At 42.7% G+C, this 18355-nt stretch carries 15 protein-coding genes; all 15 read left to right on the forward strand.

Going from position 1 to position 18355, the window contains the following annotated elements:
* The first annotated feature begins 824 nt into the window (after positions 1-824).
* The 15 genes from DWW91_RS00900 to DWW91_RS00970 all read left to right on the forward strand — a co-directional run bounded on the left by DWW91_RS00900 (position 825) and on the right by DWW91_RS00970 (position 18332).
* Positions 825-2057 (forward strand): site-specific integrase, encoded by a 1233-nt coding sequence (locus DWW91_RS00900; RefSeq protein WP_028726260.1) that lies wholly within the window; start codon positions 825-827, stop codon positions 2055-2057.
* A gap of 21 nt (positions 2058-2078) precedes the next feature.
* Entirely contained in the window at positions 2079-2471 is a 393-nt protein-coding gene (locus DWW91_RS00905; protein WP_028726261.1) for a hypothetical protein, read from the forward strand.
* Between the two features lie 276 nt (positions 2472-2747).
* On the forward strand, positions 2748-2909 hold the full coding sequence (locus DWW91_RS27785; RefSeq protein ID WP_167331487.1) for a hypothetical protein: 162 nt from the start codon (positions 2748-2750) through the stop codon (positions 2907-2909).
* Between the two features lie 156 nt (positions 2910-3065).
* Positions 3066-4433: a MobV family relaxase gene (gene mobV, locus DWW91_RS00915; RefSeq protein WP_028726262.1), complete on the forward strand. Its 1368-nt coding sequence runs from the start codon at positions 3066-3068 to the stop codon at positions 4431-4433.
* Between the two features lie 97 nt (positions 4434-4530).
* Entirely contained in the window at positions 4531-5049 is a 519-nt protein-coding gene (locus tag DWW91_RS00920) for a GNAT family N-acetyltransferase (RefSeq protein ID WP_044191324.1), read from the forward strand.
* A gap of 30 nt (positions 5050-5079) precedes the next feature.
* The gene (locus DWW91_RS00925) at positions 5080-5613 is read left to right on the forward strand and encodes a Crp/Fnr family transcriptional regulator (RefSeq protein ID WP_028726264.1); all 534 of its coding nucleotides are present in this window, start codon (positions 5080-5082) and stop codon (positions 5611-5613) included.
* A gap of 80 nt (positions 5614-5693) precedes the next feature.
* Positions 5694-6113 (forward strand): DUF4405 domain-containing protein, encoded by a 420-nt coding sequence (locus tag DWW91_RS00930; protein ID WP_028726265.1) that lies wholly within the window; start codon positions 5694-5696, stop codon positions 6111-6113.
* Between the two features lie 500 nt (positions 6114-6613).
* Positions 6614-7825, forward strand: a complete 1212-nt coding sequence (locus tag DWW91_RS00935; protein WP_010801244.1) for an ROK family transcriptional regulator — start codon at positions 6614-6616, stop codon at positions 7823-7825.
* A gap of 217 nt (positions 7826-8042) precedes the next feature.
* Positions 8043-8606 (forward strand): RNA polymerase sigma-70 factor, encoded by a 564-nt coding sequence (locus tag DWW91_RS00940; RefSeq protein ID WP_009860543.1) that lies wholly within the window; start codon positions 8043-8045, stop codon positions 8604-8606.
* Between the two features lie 56 nt (positions 8607-8662).
* On the forward strand, positions 8663-9676 hold the full coding sequence (locus DWW91_RS00945; RefSeq protein ID WP_010801245.1) for a FecR family protein: 1014 nt from the start codon (positions 8663-8665) through the stop codon (positions 9674-9676).
* A 130-nt stretch (positions 9677-9806) separates the two neighbouring features.
* Positions 9807-13157: a TonB-dependent receptor gene (locus tag DWW91_RS00950; protein WP_122326673.1), complete on the forward strand. Its 3351-nt coding sequence runs from the start codon at positions 9807-9809 to the stop codon at positions 13155-13157.
* A gap of 15 nt (positions 13158-13172) precedes the next feature.
* Positions 13173-14795, forward strand: coding sequence for a RagB/SusD family nutrient uptake outer membrane protein (locus DWW91_RS00955; protein WP_122326674.1), 1623 nt, complete (start codon positions 13173-13175; stop codon positions 14793-14795).
* Positions 14796-14827: 32 nt separating this feature from the next.
* On the forward strand, positions 14828-15955 hold the full coding sequence (locus DWW91_RS00960) for a SusE domain-containing protein (protein WP_122326675.1): 1128 nt from the start codon (positions 14828-14830) through the stop codon (positions 15953-15955).
* 12 nt (positions 15956-15967) lie between these two features.
* Complete coding sequence (locus DWW91_RS00965) at positions 15968-17107, forward strand: SusE domain-containing protein (RefSeq protein WP_122326676.1); 1140 nt, start codon at positions 15968-15970, stop codon at positions 17105-17107.
* A 100-nt stretch (positions 17108-17207) separates the two neighbouring features.
* Complete coding sequence (locus DWW91_RS00970) at positions 17208-18332, forward strand: glycoside hydrolase family 76 protein (protein WP_122326831.1); 1125 nt, start codon at positions 17208-17210, stop codon at positions 18330-18332.
* Positions 18333-18355 lie beyond the last annotated feature (23 nt).

Consider the following 18355-nt stretch of genomic DNA (forward strand, 5'->3'; position numbering starts at 1 on the left):
GAGTACGCCAGAGTTCATACAAGACTCAGGTGTTGAATGAAGCTTATATGTTTTTTATAAATATGATATATGTGTCTATGTTTTGTATATCATTGTTTATATGCAATATTATGTGTTTTGCGGAATTAGGAAAGTTTTGTATTACAGATTGTTTTATTTGAAGAATGCCTTCTAAATGGATCTTTTCTACGATATATATGAAATAATTTTCTGTTTGTGGAGTATATTATTAAAAATATTTATTTATATTTGCGCTGTATTTAAAAAAAGAGCGAAAAGGGTATTGTGAGCTGACAATGAAAAAGAGTTTTTTTGGTACCTAATTCCTACTTTGATAATATGCTAATTTTATATCTTTATTAAAGTGATATGTATGAATGAGAAAGATAAATATGATCTGTTTATGCTCAAAGGGTTGGATATTAGCGATCTAAATGATATTCTTAATCACGAAATATCATCAGTCTGGTTACAGGTGAAGGATGTTATTCATTGTAATGAACCTGAGTCTTGTATGAACTATGGCTTACTTTTTCATTATAATAAGATGAATTAAAATAAACACATAGCGAAAAAGTAAATTTGAGCAAAGCGTAGCGAATTGGCTGAAACAGCGTTCGTTACGCTTTGTTTTTCTATTGGGCATAGCCAACGGAAAGCCAACATGAAGCCAAACGGCGCAAGAGTTCAGTTACCACCTCATTACTCCCGTAACGGGTGCGTATTTCTTGCTAAAAGGTTCTTTTTCTGCGATTTGCGTAGATTTGCATAGCAGTCGATAACTCACTGTAACTTAATTTTGTAACCCAAAAAAGGAGTGAGTTATGCGTAGTACATTCAAGGTCTTATTTTACGTGAAGAAAGGCAGCGAAAAGCCGAACGGCAACCTGCCTTTGATGTGCCGTATCACGGTGGACGGCGAGATTAAACAGTTCAGTTGCAAGATGGACGTTCCCCTACGCTTGTGGGACGTGAAGAACAACCGTGCTTCGGGCAAGAGCATCGAAGCGCAGAGAATCAATCTTGCGGTAGATAAAATTCGTGTGGAGGTAAACCGCCGCTATCAAGAGTTGATGCAGACGGACGGTTATGTTACCGCTGCCAAGCTCAAAGACGCCTATCTCGGTATCGGTGTCAAGCAGGAAACCCTGTTGAAGCTGTTTGAGCAGCACAACGCCGAGTTTGCCAAGAAAGTCGGGCACAGCAGGGCGCAGGGAACATTCCGACGCTATCAAACGGTCTGCAACCATATTCGGGAGTTCCTGCCCCATACCTACAAGCGTGAGGACATTCCGTTAAAGGAACTCAACCTTACTTTCATCAACGACTTCGAGTATTTCCTCAGAACGGAGAAGAAATGCCGCACCAACACCGTTTGGGGCTACATGATTGTGTTGAAACACATCGTTTCCATAGCGAGGAACGACGGACGTTTGCCGTTCAACCCCTTTGCAGGGTATATCAACTCTCCCGAAAGCGTGGACAGGGGCTACCTCACCCAAACGGAGATACAAACGCTCATGGACGCACCGATGAAGAACGCCGCCCATGAACTTGTACGGGACTTGTTCGTCTTTTCGGTGTTCACGGGTTTGGCGTATTCCGATGTGAAGAACCTCACCGCCGACCGCCTGCAAACATTCTTCGACGGCAATCTATGGATAATCACCCGAAGAAAGAAAACCAACACCGAATCGAACATCCGTCTGTTGGACGTTCCCAAGCGTATCATAGAGAAATACAAGGGGCTGGCAAGGGGCGGTCATGTGTTCCCCGTTCCGAGCAACGGCAGTTGCAACAAGATACTCAAAGATATAGGCAGACAATGCGGGTTCAAGGTGCGTTTGACCTACCATGTCGCAAGGCACACGAACGCCACGACCGTACTTTTATCGCATGGCGTGCCCATCGAAACCGTGAGCCGCCTTTTGGGGCACACGAACATAAAAACCACCCAAATTTACGCCAAAATCACCGCCCAGAAGATAAGCCAAGACATGGAAACCTTGTCGCACAAGTTAGAGGACATGGAAAAGAGCATCTGCCGAGCCATTTAACAACCTTAAAACAGAACAGCGATGAAAGAAGAAAGAAACATCATCACGATAGATGAATACGGCAGTATCTCTTTGCCAACCGACATAGGTGCAACCGCCATGACCGAGTGGGAAATCTGCGAACTGTTCGGGGTTATCGCCCCGACTGTTCGGGCAGGGATAAAGACACTCTGCAAAAGCGGAGTTTTGTGTATATATGACATAAAGCGCATTATCCGCCTATCGGACAGATACAGCGCGGAGGTTTACAACCTCGAAACGATAGCCGCCCTCGCTTTCCGTATCGAATCGTTCGGGGCGGCGAAAGTCCGCAAGGCATTATTAAAGAGGATTATACACGGGCGAAAGAAAAAAACGACGGTATTCGTGTCGGTTGTTTCGGACGGCAACCCCAACAGCCGTTGGAAAGCGTGATGATATACCAACATATCAACATGCAAACATACCAACATGCCAGCATACCAACATGCAAACCTATCACTATGGTGATATATATTGCAGGGTCTATTCCTCTTTTCAGAGGAAAGCGGAGCAATCATTTCCGTTTACAAAGGCAAAGCAAGCACGGGGCTTTATGTCAGCTAAAAGGTCAAGCGGCTACGCCGTTTCCCGATAAATCTTCCTCTCGCTTCGCTGCGAGCGTATTTATCGGGAAAACCTTGTATCCAACCGCCCCGTGCAAAAGAGCCTTTGAAAACGGAAACGACCGCCCCGCCGCCCACCACCGACCGAAAGGGAAAAATAATAAGGTGGGGTTATACGGGGAAGCAGACGGCAGGGACAGCCACCACCGAAAGGCAGACGGACGGCACGCCGCAGGGTATTTACGGAGAAAATACCGTAGCTTATTAGGGAATTTTCCGAGCCGCAATACTTCGTATCGCTGAAAATTCCCCAATAAGGCAAGGGGCAAGCCCCTCTGCACACCCTGTTGAGGGCGGCATTTCGCCGCCCTCAAAGATAGTCAGAATCATTGTTTCACAAGCCAAAAAAAGAAAGGAAGAATATATGGGTTTCGTAGTTTTACACATGGAAAAGGCGCACGGTAGCGACAGCGGAACGACCGCGCATATTGAGCGGTTCATCATACCGAAGAACGCCGATCCCACACGCACGCACCTGAACCGCAGGCTCATCGAATACCCCGACGGGGTGAAAGACCGTTCGGCGGCTGTTCAGAGAAGACTGGAAGAAGCGGGACTGACACGCAAAATCGGAAGCAACCAAGTGCGGGCAATCCGCATCAACGTGTCGGGAACGCACGAGGACATGGAACGCATCGAAAGGGAGGGGCGTTTGGACGAGTGGTGCGCCGACAATCTGAAATACTTCGCCGACACGTTCGGAAAGGAGAACATCGTGGCGGCTCACCTGCACAGGGACGAGGAAACGCCGCACATACACGTTACACTTGTCCCCATCGTCAAGGGAGAGCGCAAACGCAGGAAAAGGGAGGAGCAGGCGAAGAAGCGATACCGCAAGAAGCCGACCGATACCGTGAGGCTGTGCGCAGACGATATTATGACACGGCTGAAATTGAAGTCCTACCAAGATACCTATGCCGAAGCGATGGCGAAATACGGGCTGCAAAGGGGCATAGACGGCTCGAAGGCTCGCCATAAGTCCACGCAGCAGTATTATCGGGACATACAGAAACTCGCCGACAACCTCAAAGCGGAAGTGGTGGATTTGCAGCAGCAGAAAGAAACGGCACGGGAGGAACTAAAACGGGCGAAAAAAGAAATACAGACCGAGAAGCTGAAAGGGGCGGCAACCGTCGCAGCCGCCAACATAGCCGAAAGCGTGGGTTCTCTTTTCGGCAGTAATAAGGTCAAGACATTGGAAAGGGAGAACACCGCCCTGCATAGGGAGGTTGCCGACCACGAGGAAACGATAGAGGCACTGCAAGACAAGATACAGACCATGCAGACCGACCATAGCCGACAACTGTTGGATATGCAGCAGAAGCACCGAAAGGAGATGGCGGACAAAGAAACAAGGCACAAGCAGGAAATATCGTTTCTGAAAACGGTAATCGCAAAGGCGGCGGCATGGTTTCCCTACCTGCGTGAAATGCTCCGTATCGAAAACCTCTGCCGCCTTGTCGGGTTCGATGAAAGACAGACCGCAACGCTCGTCAGCGGCAAGCCGTTGGAGTATGCAGGGGAACTCTATTCGGAGGAACACAAGCGTAAATTCACGACCGAAAAGGCTGGCTTCCAAGTGATGAAAGACACGAATGACAAAACGAAGTTAGTCCTTGCCATCGACCGAAAGCCCATTGCCGAATGGTTCAAGGAGCAATTCGACAAGCTAAGGCAGAACATACGCCGTCCCATACAACCGCAAAGGAAAAGCAGAGGAATGAAATTGTAACAGCCTTATTGCGCTGAAAAACAAAAAGTACCGTTCATAAATGACTGATGAACGGTACTTTTTTGTAATTTTGCACCCGAAATGATAGAACAAGTTTATGAATCGTATAATTTTAGAAACTAATAGATTGCTATTGCGAGAAATGACACTTTCTGATATGGGCGCATTATCCTTAATATTACAAGATGAAAAAGTAATGTATGCTTATAATGGAGCTTTCAGTGATAAAGAAACTCTTGTTTGGATGCAAAAGCAACTTCAACGATATAAAGATTATGGATTCGGATTGTGGGGCGTATTTCTTAAAGATACCGACGAAATGATCGGACAATGCGGTATTACTATGCAGGAATACAAGACTGCGCAAGTTCCCGAAATCGGCTACTTGCTGGCTCATAAATATTGGCATAAAGGTTATGCTGTTGAAGCCGCAACGGCTTGTCGGGAGTATGGGTTTAATACGCTGAAATTTGATGAATTATATTCAATTATTAGAGATACCAACGTTGCATCACAAAAAGTGGCACTTCGCAATGGTATGAATCCGATTGATTCTATTGTTAAACACTATCGTGAAGTTGATATGCCCCATTTGGTATATTGTGTAAAAAAATGATAAATTTATGAATGCCCCTACATTTACTATATGATAAAAAACAGTCATTTAAATCATATTGAATCACAGATAAAATCTGAATACTTGTCCGTTCCTTCCAAAGCAATTCTTTTGGAGGAAGGAAAAGTTGCAGAAAAACTCTATCTAATCCGTAAAGGCTGTCTGCGGCTGTTTTTCTATAATGAAGGGAAAGATATTACTTTTCAATTCTTTTTTGAGGGGGATTTTGTCGCCTCATTCGATAGCCTATATAAACGCACGCCGAGTCTTTTCTATTTGGAGAGTATCGAGCCAACGGAACTCACGGCTATAAGGAGAGAGGATTTTTATAACCTAATCAACAATAATTTGTCGTTGAGACAGTTGTATGAAGAAAAACTCATAGACCGTTTTCATGCTTATCAACAACTGTTCTTGTCAAGAATAAAAAACACGCCACAACAGCGATATGAAGAATTGCTGAAAGAGTATCCCAACATAATACAGCGTGTTCCGCAACATTATATAGCGTCTTATCTTGGCATAACTCCCGTTTCTTTATCACGCATCAGAAACCGTCATTAACTTCATTTCTTTACAATTGTTATCGTTCTGATTCTACTTGAATACCGAATTTTGCACCGTAAATATGAAAACGGTAAGCAATGAAGAAGATTTTTGTAATAGACTGGATTTTGGTTTTTGTGTTTGTTTTATCTGCATTTTCCGGAATAGGATTGCATATTGCCGGATATGGCAACAGCCACGAAGTATGGCATAATTGGGCTGTATTTCATGTTTTGACCAGCTTTTTATTTTTTGTGGCGGCAATATTCCATATAACAACACATTGGGGATGGTATAAAGGAATAATAAAAAATGGGCTTGGCAAAAAAAGTAAAATTACAGTAGTTCTGTCAGTTGTATTCTTTCTTGTATCGGTTACGGGAATTATCCTATTAGGAGTAAACGGGGCTAACTCCTACATAGGGCTATTGCACTATAAAATAGGGATTATTACAATCGTTCTATGTATTGGGCATATACTAAAACGAATTCCTTTATTACGTAAATCTCTGAAATAATACACAAAGCATAGGGCTAAATAAATAGTCCTTTGTTTTGTGGATTATTAAAATTATTGTATCTTTGTTTTCAGAAAGAGTTATTTGACAGCATAGCACCGCAAATCGCTGAAATTCGCACGGTTGCTAACTCGTTACCATTACTTCTCAAATAATTCGCTAAAAGTTTATTCCTCAATCGGTTAAGTCAAACCGATGAAAATCTAAAATAAACTTATGATTTTCGAATTTTTAATGAATCAGCTATGAGGATGCCGGAGATCTCTGTTAATATGCCAAAACACTCTCTTTTTGTATCTTAGTTCTTAAAAGACTATGATATTCTCTATTTTTTTGTTTAAAAGGAAACCTTATTTTTGAAAGTAAGTCTCATCTTTGGCTTATGAATGGGGCTTATATGAACGTTTATTGTCGATTTTTTTTATTTACTCAGAGGACTATTTGAAGAATATTTATCTACTTTTGTTTATTCAAATTTATAGTAGACAAAAAAGAACACCATGAATACAAAATTCCTTATCACGGCCGATAGCAATCGTAGTGCATTATTAAAAAAGAAGATTATACATTATTATATAGCCAATGGCGATGCCACAATTGCAGAGTTATGCAAGGAAATGGATTTGAGTATTCCTACCGTAACGAAATTGGTAGGAGAATTACTAGATGACGGTTATATCCTGGATTTTGGAAAACAGGAGACAAATGGAGGACGCAAGCCGAATATCTATGGTTTGAACCCGGTTTCCGGTTATTTTGTCGGAGTGGATGTTTTCCGGAGTAAAATTAATATTGCAGCAGTCGATTTTAAAGGAGACAAGCTGCGTGTGGAAGAAAATATCCCGTATTCATTGGAGAATACGCCGGAGGCTTTGGAGATGTTATGCAATCTAATTAATGATTTTATTGACCGGTTGAGTGTCCCTCGCGAAAAAGTATTGGCGGTAGGCGTTAATATTTCCGGGCGTGTCAACCCTGTGTCAGGTTATAGCTACAGTATTTTCTATTTCGAAGAGAAACCGTTGTCCCAGATTCTGGAAGAACGCATTAATATAAAAATTTATATCGAAAATGATACTCGTGCGATGATGTATGGTGAATATATGCAGGGTGTCGTAAAGGGTGAAAAAAATATATTGTTCATTAATATGGGATGGGGATTAGGACTTTCCATCTTTATAAACGGTGAACTGTATTATGGTAAGTCCGGTTTTTCCGGTGAATTCGGGCATTTCTGTTTCTTTGATAACGAAATTCTGTGCCACTGCGGTAAAAAGGGATGTATTGAAACCGAAGCATCCGGCTCTGCCTTGCATCGTAAGTTGCTGGAACGTTACCGCGAAGGTAGCAGTACTATTCTCGCTGAGAAAATAGAGAAAAAGGAGAAGATAAAAATGGCCGATATGATAGAGGCAATCCAGAAGGAAGATGTGCTTTGCATCGAAATCCTGGAAGAAATGGGTGAGAAGCTGGGTCGTGGAATTGCCGGGCTTATGAATATTTTCAATCCGGAGCTGGTGGTACTCGGCGGAACTTTGTCTTTGACCAGCGAATATATCAGTCTGCCTATTAAAAGTGCGATACGGAAATATTCACTGAATCTGGTTTCTCAGGATACTGAGATCAAAGTTTCTAAGTTAGGAGAACGTGCAGGTGCATTAGGAGCATGTCTGCTTTCCAGAAGTAAAATGCTTGGGATGATTCATTATTAATTTGTCGGTCTGTTATCTCAATATTCCCCACTATTTTATTGAAGTGGGGATTTTTCCCCATTACAGTGGGGAATAAAACCCGTTACAGTGGGGAAAAAGTTTCATTGGGATGGAACTATAATTGAAATACCTTAAATATCCTATTAAGATCAACTTAGACAAAATAAATTGTCAGTGTTCGTTTTGATTTAAATATTAGCTTCGTATATTTGCTGCTATGCTAACAAAATCTATCAACGAGGAACTATTAGTGAAGGAACTGGTCCAGGGAAGCCAAGATGCTTTTCAGGCAATATTCATGCACTATTATCCTAAAGTCCACAATTTTGTATACGGCTTGGTTAAATCGCAACAAGATGCGGAAGATATTACCCAGGAGGTTTTTTCAAAAGTGTGGGGAAGTCGCAGTATGTTTGCCGATGTCAGGAATTTGGGAGCTTATCTGTTCATTTTATCTAAAAATACTACTTTTAATTTTTTGGAGGCTCGACAAATACGTATAGAAAGGTTGAATGAAAAGCCTTTTGAGGAAGAGGCTCATGACTCACCGGATGAAGATCTGATAGCAAAAGATTTACAACTTTTGATAGATATGGTAGTGGCTAATATGCCGCCTCAGCGTAAACTGATTTATCAGCTGAGCCGTGAAGCGGGATTATCGAATGCAGAGATCGCAGAGAAATTGGATCTGAGCAAGAAGACGGTAGAGAATCACTTGAATCTGGCGTTAAAAGAGTTAAGAAAAATCTTATTATACCTATTGATACTTTATTTGTGTTAAAAAATTAGGGGTGAATAGCATGAGAGTAGTCTTTATAATATAATCGTAAAGGAGAAATGAGTTATATAAAAAAAATAGTTGATTATTTCTTTCACCATGATCTCCCGGAGGAGATGAACTGGAAGATACATCGACGGCTATTGAAAAAAGAGGACAGACCGGAAGTTGATGAGGCATTGCAATCGGTTTGGGATACTATGGGATTTCCGGAAATGAATGAAGCTCGTCCCCGGCAGGCTTATTCCATATTGAGTAGGAATTTAGGTTTTACGGAACAGAAAAAATCTGCATCAAAAAATGTGCGGATCATGCCGTTTTGGGTAAAACTGACAGCTATATGGCTTTTACCATTGATTATGTTTTCCACATCCGTTTATTTTTATTGGCAAGCAACCAGTGTGAAAGATGTGTTGGCGACTGTTTCGCTGATAGAACATTTTGTTCCTGCGGGAAAGCGTGAGCAGGTTGTTTTGCCTGATAGTAGCCGGGTTTGGTTGAATTCCGGTAGTGTACTGATATACCCTTCTATATTTGTGGGAGACAGACGTGAAGTTTATTTGTCAGGTGAAGGTTATTTTGAGGTGGAAAAGAATGCGGAACAACCGTTTATCGTTAAAGCCCGGACACTGAATGTCGAGGTGTTGGGTACCCGGTTCAATCTTTTTGCTTATCCTGAAATAGGGCAGATTGCGACTACGCTTGAAGAAGGGGCTGTACAGGTCCGTTTGCAGGATGAAGAGGGGAAAACTTTTCACCTGGTGCCTGATGAACAATTGGTCTATTATATAGAATCCGGAAGCGTTGATGTGAGAAAGGTTGTTTCTGCCGATTATTCTGATTGGCGTGAGGGAGGTTTGCTGTTTGATAATTATTCATTCACTGATATTATTCGTATCCTGCAACGTACATATGGATTGGATATACATTTGCAGACATCTGCCTATAATAAGAATCTGCTGACAGTTCATTTTAATAAAAATGAATCGGTAGAAAATATATTCATGCTTCTGAAAGAGTTGATACCCGGTCTGGAATATAAAATTGACGGGAAAAGTATTTATCTGAAATAGGAAACAATAAAAAAATCACATGTAATTTGAAAAAGTTTTACGATTGATTGGGTGCAACGTTTTTTCCATCTGTCATTATAGATGAGTACGTACTCAAATCGGTGCAATTGTTTAACTATTTTAATTACATATGAAGAACAAACACAAATCCAGACGAATTGGAACCTATTGTCTGAGCTTTTTGATCGCAGGTTGCCTGCAGATCAATGCGCAAAAGGTCTCCTTTAGTGAAGGGACTGTTTCTTTAAAGGAAGCATTCCAAAAGATTGAAGCTTCATCCAAGTACAAAATCGCCTATAATGGCACACAGTTGGATGTAAACAAGAAAGTTGTGCTTAATCAGAAAAATGCGGAAGTATTGGATGTATTGAGTCAGGTGCTGGCTGGTACAGGCTATACTTATTTGGTAAAAGGTGACTATCTCGTCATTACCTCTCCCTCCCAAAATGCGGTCAATCAGAAAGTAAAGAACGTAAAAGGTGTTATTGTCGATGAAACAGGCGAGCCTGTTATCGGTGCAAACGTCGTTGTTTCAGGAACAACGAACGGTACGGTTACTGATTTTAACGGTAATTTCTCGTTAGAAGTTCCGGAAAATGGCACATTGGACGTTTCTTTCATCGGTTATCTGACACAATCGGTGTCTCTGAAAGGGAAAAGTGATTTTCGTATTACATTGAAAGAAGACACCCAGAAACTGGACGAAGTAGTGGTTGTCGGTTATGGTACCCGTTCCCGTAAGAGTATTACCGGATCTGTGGACCAGGTGAACAGCGAGATTTTTGAAAATCGTCCGGTAACCAATGCGACTCAAGCGTTGCAGGGAGCTTCTGCCAACCTTATTATCCAGAGCAAAAATGCGAATCCGAACGATAACAGTATGAACATCAACATCCGTGGTGTCAGTACGATGGGGAACAATGACCCGCTGATCGTTATCGACGGATTGGTATCGAGTTCATCGACTCTGAACAATCTGAACCCGAACGATATTGATAATGTATCTGTCCTGAAAGATGCAGGTAGTGCAGCCATCTATGGTTCCCGTTCTGCAAATGGCGTTATTCTGGTAACGACTAAAAAAGGTTCCAAAGGCAGTAAACCTGTTGTGGCGTTCAATGGACAGGTCGGTATCCAGGACCCGCATATTTTATTTTCACCGGTCGAAGGCTGGCAAAACGCCATGTTGAGAAACCAGGCAAATATGAATGTGGGTAGTGCCCCCCAGTTCACACCAACCCAGATTCGCGATTTGTATGATCACCGTAATGAAGAAGAATGGTTGTATGACCAAATCATCAAATCCGGTCTCCAACAGAACTATAATATAAATGTGTCCGGGGGTAGTGAAAATACGACCTACATGGTATCCGCCAGTTACTATAACCAGGAGAGTAACTTCCAGGGTAGCTTCGGTATGGAACGTTATAACTTCCGTAGTAATCTGAGTACGGAATATGGACGCTTTAAGTTGACATCCTTGATGGCTTATAACCGTCGTAAAGACAGAACTGTGGCCGGTGGTACAGGAAACACGATCATCAACTCATCCCGTGTCCCTTCTTATTATTACTACAAATTTATGGAAGGCGACAAATATCTGGTCAATGATATAGTCGGCGATGACAACCCGTTGGCATTGTTGCAGGACGGCGGTTATGAGAAGAAAGACGAAGACAATTTCATCGGAAGTATGAACCTCGATGTTAAGATCATCGATGGTTTGAAAGCAACCGGTTTGGTAGGTCTGGATTTGACTCAGCATCATCGTTATCGGCGCGACAAGAAAGTGCCGTTGTATTCTTCTGCCGATTTGGAGAATCCGGTACTGTACATGCACTCCAATACAATGACTGAAGATTATAATGAAAAGCGTTATACTCTGAGTACACAATTCTTATTGGATTTTAACCGTACATTTAATAATGCCCATAACGTAAGCGCATTGGTCGGTGTTTCAAACGAATCTTACACAAAACAAGCAAGCCGTATTGCCTGGGAATACACGGATGAAGACCTGGGATTGCCGACAACAGACGAATCCATCCAGAATAAAGATAACAAAAACTCGAACAATGATACGGACCAGACAAGCATTACTTCCGTATTTGGTCGTGTAGGCTATAATTATATGGATAAGTATTATGGAGATGTCTCTTTCCGTTATGACGGTTCTTCAAAATTTGCCAAAGATCAGCGCTGGGGGTTCTTCCCTTCGTTCTCTGCCGGCTGGCGTTTGTCTGAAGAAGCCTTTATGGATACGTATAAGAGTAACATCGGCGATTTGAAACTGAGAGCATCGTACGGTGTACTAGGAAATCAGAATGTGGACAATTATTCTTACCAGACTGTCTATCAGATGAACAACAACGGCTATGTATTCAATGGCATATCTGTCCCGGGAACGAGCTATACGGATGGTAATGCCTTCCTGACATGGGAAAAATCTGCTAACTTTAATATCGGTGCCGATGCCACTTTCCTGAATGGGAATTTATTCTTATCCGTAGACTATTTTGATAAGAAGACATCTAATATATTGTTAACACCGGAAGTTTCGTCTATCTATGGCGGTTCTGCAGCCAAAGAGAATGCTGGCGAAATGAAAAACAGAGGTTGGGAATTAACGATCAACTACAAATTAAATTCTGGCGATTTCCAGCATAACTTCAATTTCAATATTTCCGACTCAAAGAATAAAGTGACTGATTTCGGAGGAAAAGAACGTATCGACCAGAATGACCAGTTGTATAAATTGATTCGTGAAGGGCAGCCGTTAGGTTCATATTTCGGTTATAAAACAGACGGATTGTTCCAGAGTTACGATGAGATTGCGAACAGTGCGCTGCCGGTAGGAGCTTCCGTTCAACCCGGTGATGTGAAGTATGTCGACCAGAACAACGATGGTGTCATCGATGAGAAAGACCGTGTGATATTGGGTAATGCATTTCCGCGCTATACATTCGGTTTCACTTATAATATGACATGGAAAGGTTTTGACTTGAACGTCATGCTGCAAGGTGTGGGCAAACGTTCCATGTATCTGCGTGGTGAGTTGATAGAACCATTCCATTCAAACTATTCCTATTGTATTTATCAACATCAGTTGGATTTCTGGACTCCGACAAATCCGGATGCCCAATGGCCTCGTTTAGTTGCCCCGGGTTCATCTTCTTCTACGAACAACTGGGGTATGGCCGGATCAGATATTTATTTGTTGAATGCAGCTTACTTACGTGTAAAGAATATCCAGATCGGATATACCTTACCGAAGGCACTGACTCAGAAGTTTGGTGTACAGAAATTACGTGTCAGCGTAAATACCGAAAATCCGTTGACATTTACCAAGAACTCATTTATCGATCCGGAATCTTCTGAATTCGGCAGCGATATGGGGGGCATCGGTGGCATTGGGGCAAACAGCGGACGTAACTACCCGACACTGACTTATTATGGATTTGGTTTGGATATAGAATTTTAAGACATAGACTTTGTTATGAAAATGAATATTTTGAAATATTTGCCAAGTATAGCATGCGCTATACTTGCATCATTCGTATCTTGTAATGATTTGGATCTGGCTCCTACCAATAAGTTTACGGATTTGAATTACTGGACTTCCGAGGCAAAGGCTTCTTCCGTATTGAGCATGGCTTACAGTCAGATGATGAGTTCTGGCTATTTCTTCGCAGACGAACGGTTATCGGACAACTTATACGAAGGGCGTGGTAGTACGGATGAGAAACTGATTACTTCGGGTCAGGCAAACGCCGCTTTGGGACGATTCTCTGAAGATTGGAAAAAATGTTTTGAAGGCATTAAAACATGCCACACATTCCTGGAAAATGTTGATCGTGTCCCCGACATGGATGAAACATTAAAAAACAGGATGAAGGCAGAAGCACGTTTCATTCGCGCCATGCTGTTCTTCCGCCTGGCTAATAATTATGGCGATGTTCCTTTGTTTGACTATACACTGACAATCGAAGAGGCTAATACGATTGCCCGCTCGCCGAAAGCGGATGTTATCAAGTTTGTCCGTGACGAACTGAATGATATTGTCGGTACATTGCCGACAAGACAGGAATATGCGGCAGCTGATAACGGCCGGATCACAAAAGGGGCTGCTATGACTCTGCTCGCCCGTACTTATCTGTATGAGAACGACTGGCAGAATGTTTTGTCTGTCTGCGAGAAAATAATCAATGGCGAATATGGTGAATATGCATTATTTTCAAGCTATGCAGGTCTGTTCTTGCCGGAAAACGAATACAACAGCGAAGTGATCCTGGATATGGGATATCTGCTGAATCTGAGAACCTGGAGTGAAATGTACGATGGGATTCCCTTGTCTGTGGGCGGACGTGTAAACGGTTTTGCTCCGACACAGGAACTGGTGGACGATTATATCATGAAAAATGGCCGGTCGATTCATGAAAGCGGTTCCGGCTATAAAGAAGAAGATCCCTACATAAACAGAGATCCCAGATTGCAGGCTACTATCGTTTATCATGGCTACCAGTGGACAGACGGTAACGGCAAAACGTCCACAATTTATATCAAACCGGGTTCTTCTGCCGATGCAGGTGCTGCTAATCTGGATGAATATATCGGTCCGGGACAGAACTCCACCGCTACAGGTTATTATCTCCGTAAATGGTTTGATCCGACCGCTCCGGCAGGTCTTGCTTCCGGCTTGAATCTGATTCTGATGCGCTATGCCGATGTCTTATTGATGTATGCTGAAGCAAAAACAGAACTGGGTGAGATGAACGAAACCGTTTGGAACAAGACGATCCGTCCGATCCGCGAACGTGCCGGTTTCACAGACGCTTCTGCTTTGAATTACCCGGCTTCAGGTGATATGCAGACTATTGTACGCCGCGAACGCCGTTGTGAATTGGCTATTGAGGGGACAAGACTCTATGATATCCGTCGTTGGAAAACGATCGAGACGGCACTAAATGGCAATCCTCGCGGAGCTAAATTTGCTGCGGATAATACACAGTATATCCAATTGGATAAGAGATCTTTCAATAAAGATAGAGATTACTTGTTCGCTATTCCGCAGTCACAACGGGATATCAATAAGAATCTGACTCAGAATCCGGGATATTGATTAAAATTTTAAATCCAAAAAATCTAAGAGATATGAAAATAATATCTATAAAATATATGATGCTGTTCGCTTTTGCTATGGTCTTTGCGGCATGTAGCAGTGACGGGGAAGTGAGGCATTTGGGCGTGACTGCCGTTAAAGCGTTATATGAACCGGATAATGGGAAAGCCGTTGTCCTGCAAGCATCGGCATCGGCTTCTTTGTATTTTGAATGGGAGCCGTCGTTAGCCGAAGATGGTGGTGCTGTGTTGTACGAAGTTGTTTTCGATAAGGCGGATGGTGATTTTTCCGATCCTGTTTCTATAGTTACTGCCGACAACAATGGCGGAACTAATCATGCAACGATCACACATAAACAGTTGAACCAGATCGCCGCTTCAGCAGGGATCGGATCTGCGGAAGAAGGGACTCTGAAATGGACGGTGTATGCCTCCAAAGGTATTAATCCGGTCAAGGCTGAAGAAGAACGTACGCTGACGCTTACCCGTTTGGCAGGATTCGCAGAAGTTCCGAGCCAGTTGTATATCATCGGTGAAGCCACGGAAGTAGGAGCTGACCTGGAGAATGCCATGATCATGAAGAAAGTGGCTGACGGCGAATTTGAAGTTTTCATGAAACTGACGGAGGGCAAGTCCTTCAAGTTTGTCAGTGCCAATACCGGTACTCCGACTGAATACTCGTTGAATGGTGAAAAACTGGTAGAAGGCGGTACTACGACAGCAACCAAAACCGGTATCTATAAATATTATATTGATTTTAATGCCGGATCGTTTACTTCCAAAGAGGTGACTAAAGTGAAATGGTTCCTGAACTGGTCACAGAAAGAGATAGAACTGGATTACCAGGGTCTCGGTGTCTGGGCTATCAGCAACTATACAGTAACGGGATTGACGGATAGCGATAATTCGGACGACCGTTATAAGTTCAGAATGGAAAGTTCTGACGGAGAGACCGAATGGAGAGCCGCCATCAATAATGATAGCAAACCGACCGGCAATGATGAGTATTACTACATGGCTGAAAAGACGAATGTAGAACAGTGGACAAACAACGAAGTCTGGAAGAGCCCGGCTACCGATGGCTGGAGCGATAAGGCGTATGATGTTACATTCTCTTTGAATACGCAGGGTGAATATACTCATAATTTAGTAATCAAATAAAAAGGAGGAATTATGAAAGCGATATTTATAAAACTGATGTTCATCACCTCTGCCGTGTTGGCCTTCATGGGATGTAATGATAATATGGGTGACACGGATAACCGTTTGGCAAGTGTCAGTACATTACTTGAACCGGCGGATGGAAAATCCGTTGTTCTTGAACCGTCCGCATCATCCAGTGTTTATTTTGAATGGCAAACACCGAGTGTAGAGGAAACAGGTACTGCTCTTTACCAGATTGCTTTTGATAAGGTAGACGGTGATTTCTCAAAACCGGTGTATGTGATGTGTGCCAATAATAACGGATTTGGCAATTATGTATCCGTTACGCATAAACAGTTGAATCAGATTGCAGGTAAGGTCGGCATAAAACCGTCTGATACGGGTACATTCAAGTGGACTATATTCTCTTCAAAGAGTTTGCAGAGCGTAAAAGCCGGTGTTGAAAATAAGATTACGGTAACCCGCCTGGCAGGTTTCGAAGATGTTCCGATCGATGTCTATGTGACCGGAGAGGCTTCTGAAGGTGGGGCTGACCTGGCAAAGGCACATAAAATGAAAGCTGTTGCCGGTGGTGAATTTGAAGTGTATACAAAACTAGCGGCAGGCAAACCATTCTATTTTACGGATGGAAAGACCGGTACTCCGAGAGAGTTCTATACAGCGGACGGCATGGTGAAAGAGAACGGAACGACAACGGTCGCTAAAGACGGTGTTTACCGTATTACATTAGACTTTAATACCGGAGCCTGTACCTATACGCTGGTAAACAAAATAACTTTCTATTTCTGTCCGGACGGAGAATCTCTGTTTGAACTGCCTTATGTAGGTTATGGTGTATTCCAGGCGAAGGAAACGGTAACTTTCAAGCAAGAGAGCTGGGGTAGGGACGAACGCTATAAGTTCAGAATGACTATCCGGGAAAATGGAGGTGCCGATGCAGAAAAGGAAGTCGAATGGGGAACATTGAACCAGACAGACTCCCGTCCGACGGCAAGTAGTCCGGAATCTTATTATTACCTGCAACTGTTTACCGAGGTATCCCAGTGGGATAATAAATGGAAGCTGATGGGCGATTTTGATGGTGTTCCGGCTACTTATACCGTCTATCTGACGGCAGACCAGCCTTACACACATACAATCGTTAAATAGTTTATTACAAATATTTGGTAAGAAGGCCCCGGAATTGTATATTTCGAGAAAAATGGATCTTATTCCGGGTCCTTCTTTTTTAACAGCTAAAAATAATGTCATGAAGAATATACTCCTTTTCCTGTTTCTCCCCCTTTTCCTGGGGGCTTGTGGCGATGATGATAATACTCTGAACGGACCGGATGAAAATGATAATATTAATTGGTATGCCGCTGCCGATAGCAGTACGACAGCATTGGTAAATTCATTCTGGAATGCAGGAGGAAAATATTTTAATTATGATAGCAACGGAAATACGACGTTCCATTACTGGCCTCAGGCACATGCGCTGGATGTTTTGACGGATGCTTATTTGCGTACGGAAGATGCAAAATATAAAACCTATTTCGACCAATGGTTTGAAGGCGTGAAGATCAAGAACGGTAATTCGTTCCGGAATGACTATTACGATGATATGGAATGGAATGCCCTCGCTATTCTTCGTGCTTACCAAGCAACCAAAGAACAGAAATATAAAGAGGCGGCATTGCAGATATGGGATTATATCAAAGTGGGTTGGAATGAGAATGCAGGTGGAGGTATCACCTGGGTAAAAGGGCAGGAGTATAGCAAAAATGCCTGTTCAAACGGTCCGGCTTGTATTCTGGCAGCCCGCCTGTATCGTGAGTTTGGAGATGAGACCTATAAAGAATGGGCTCTCAAGATATATAACTGGGAGAAAAGTACATTATTCAATAGTAATAACGGAATGGTGTATGACAATATAAACAGTAATACAGGAGAAATACAGAAAGACTGGATATTTACTTACAATGAAGGAACATTTGTCGGATCGGCTGTTGAATTGTATAAGATATTGGGAGAAAAAGCCTATCTGAACGATGCCGTTTTGGCCGCTGATTATACCATCAGTACATTGGTCAACAATTCCATCCTGAAAGATGAAGGAACTGGAGACGGTGGATTATTCAAAGGTATTTTTATCCGTTATTTTACGGATCTGATCCAACAGGACCGCCTGGATGCAGGTGCTAAACGACGTTATGTGCAGTTCCTGAAAACCAATGCCGAGACATTATGGACGCAGGGAACCAATAAATCGAATGTCTTATTCGGTACTTACTGGCGGAACGCCCCGGGAGCATCTACAGGACTGACCGAACAACTGAGCGGTTGTATGTTGATCGAAGCGGTTGCGTTGCTGGACGATTTGGATCTATTATAAGTTATACGTGTTTTTAATTTCAG

Origin of the sequence: Parabacteroides sp. AF17-3 (assembly GCF_003635445.1) — a bacterium.
Taxonomy (GTDB): Bacteria; Bacteroidota; Bacteroidia; order Bacteroidales; family Tannerellaceae; genus Parabacteroides; species Parabacteroides goldsteinii.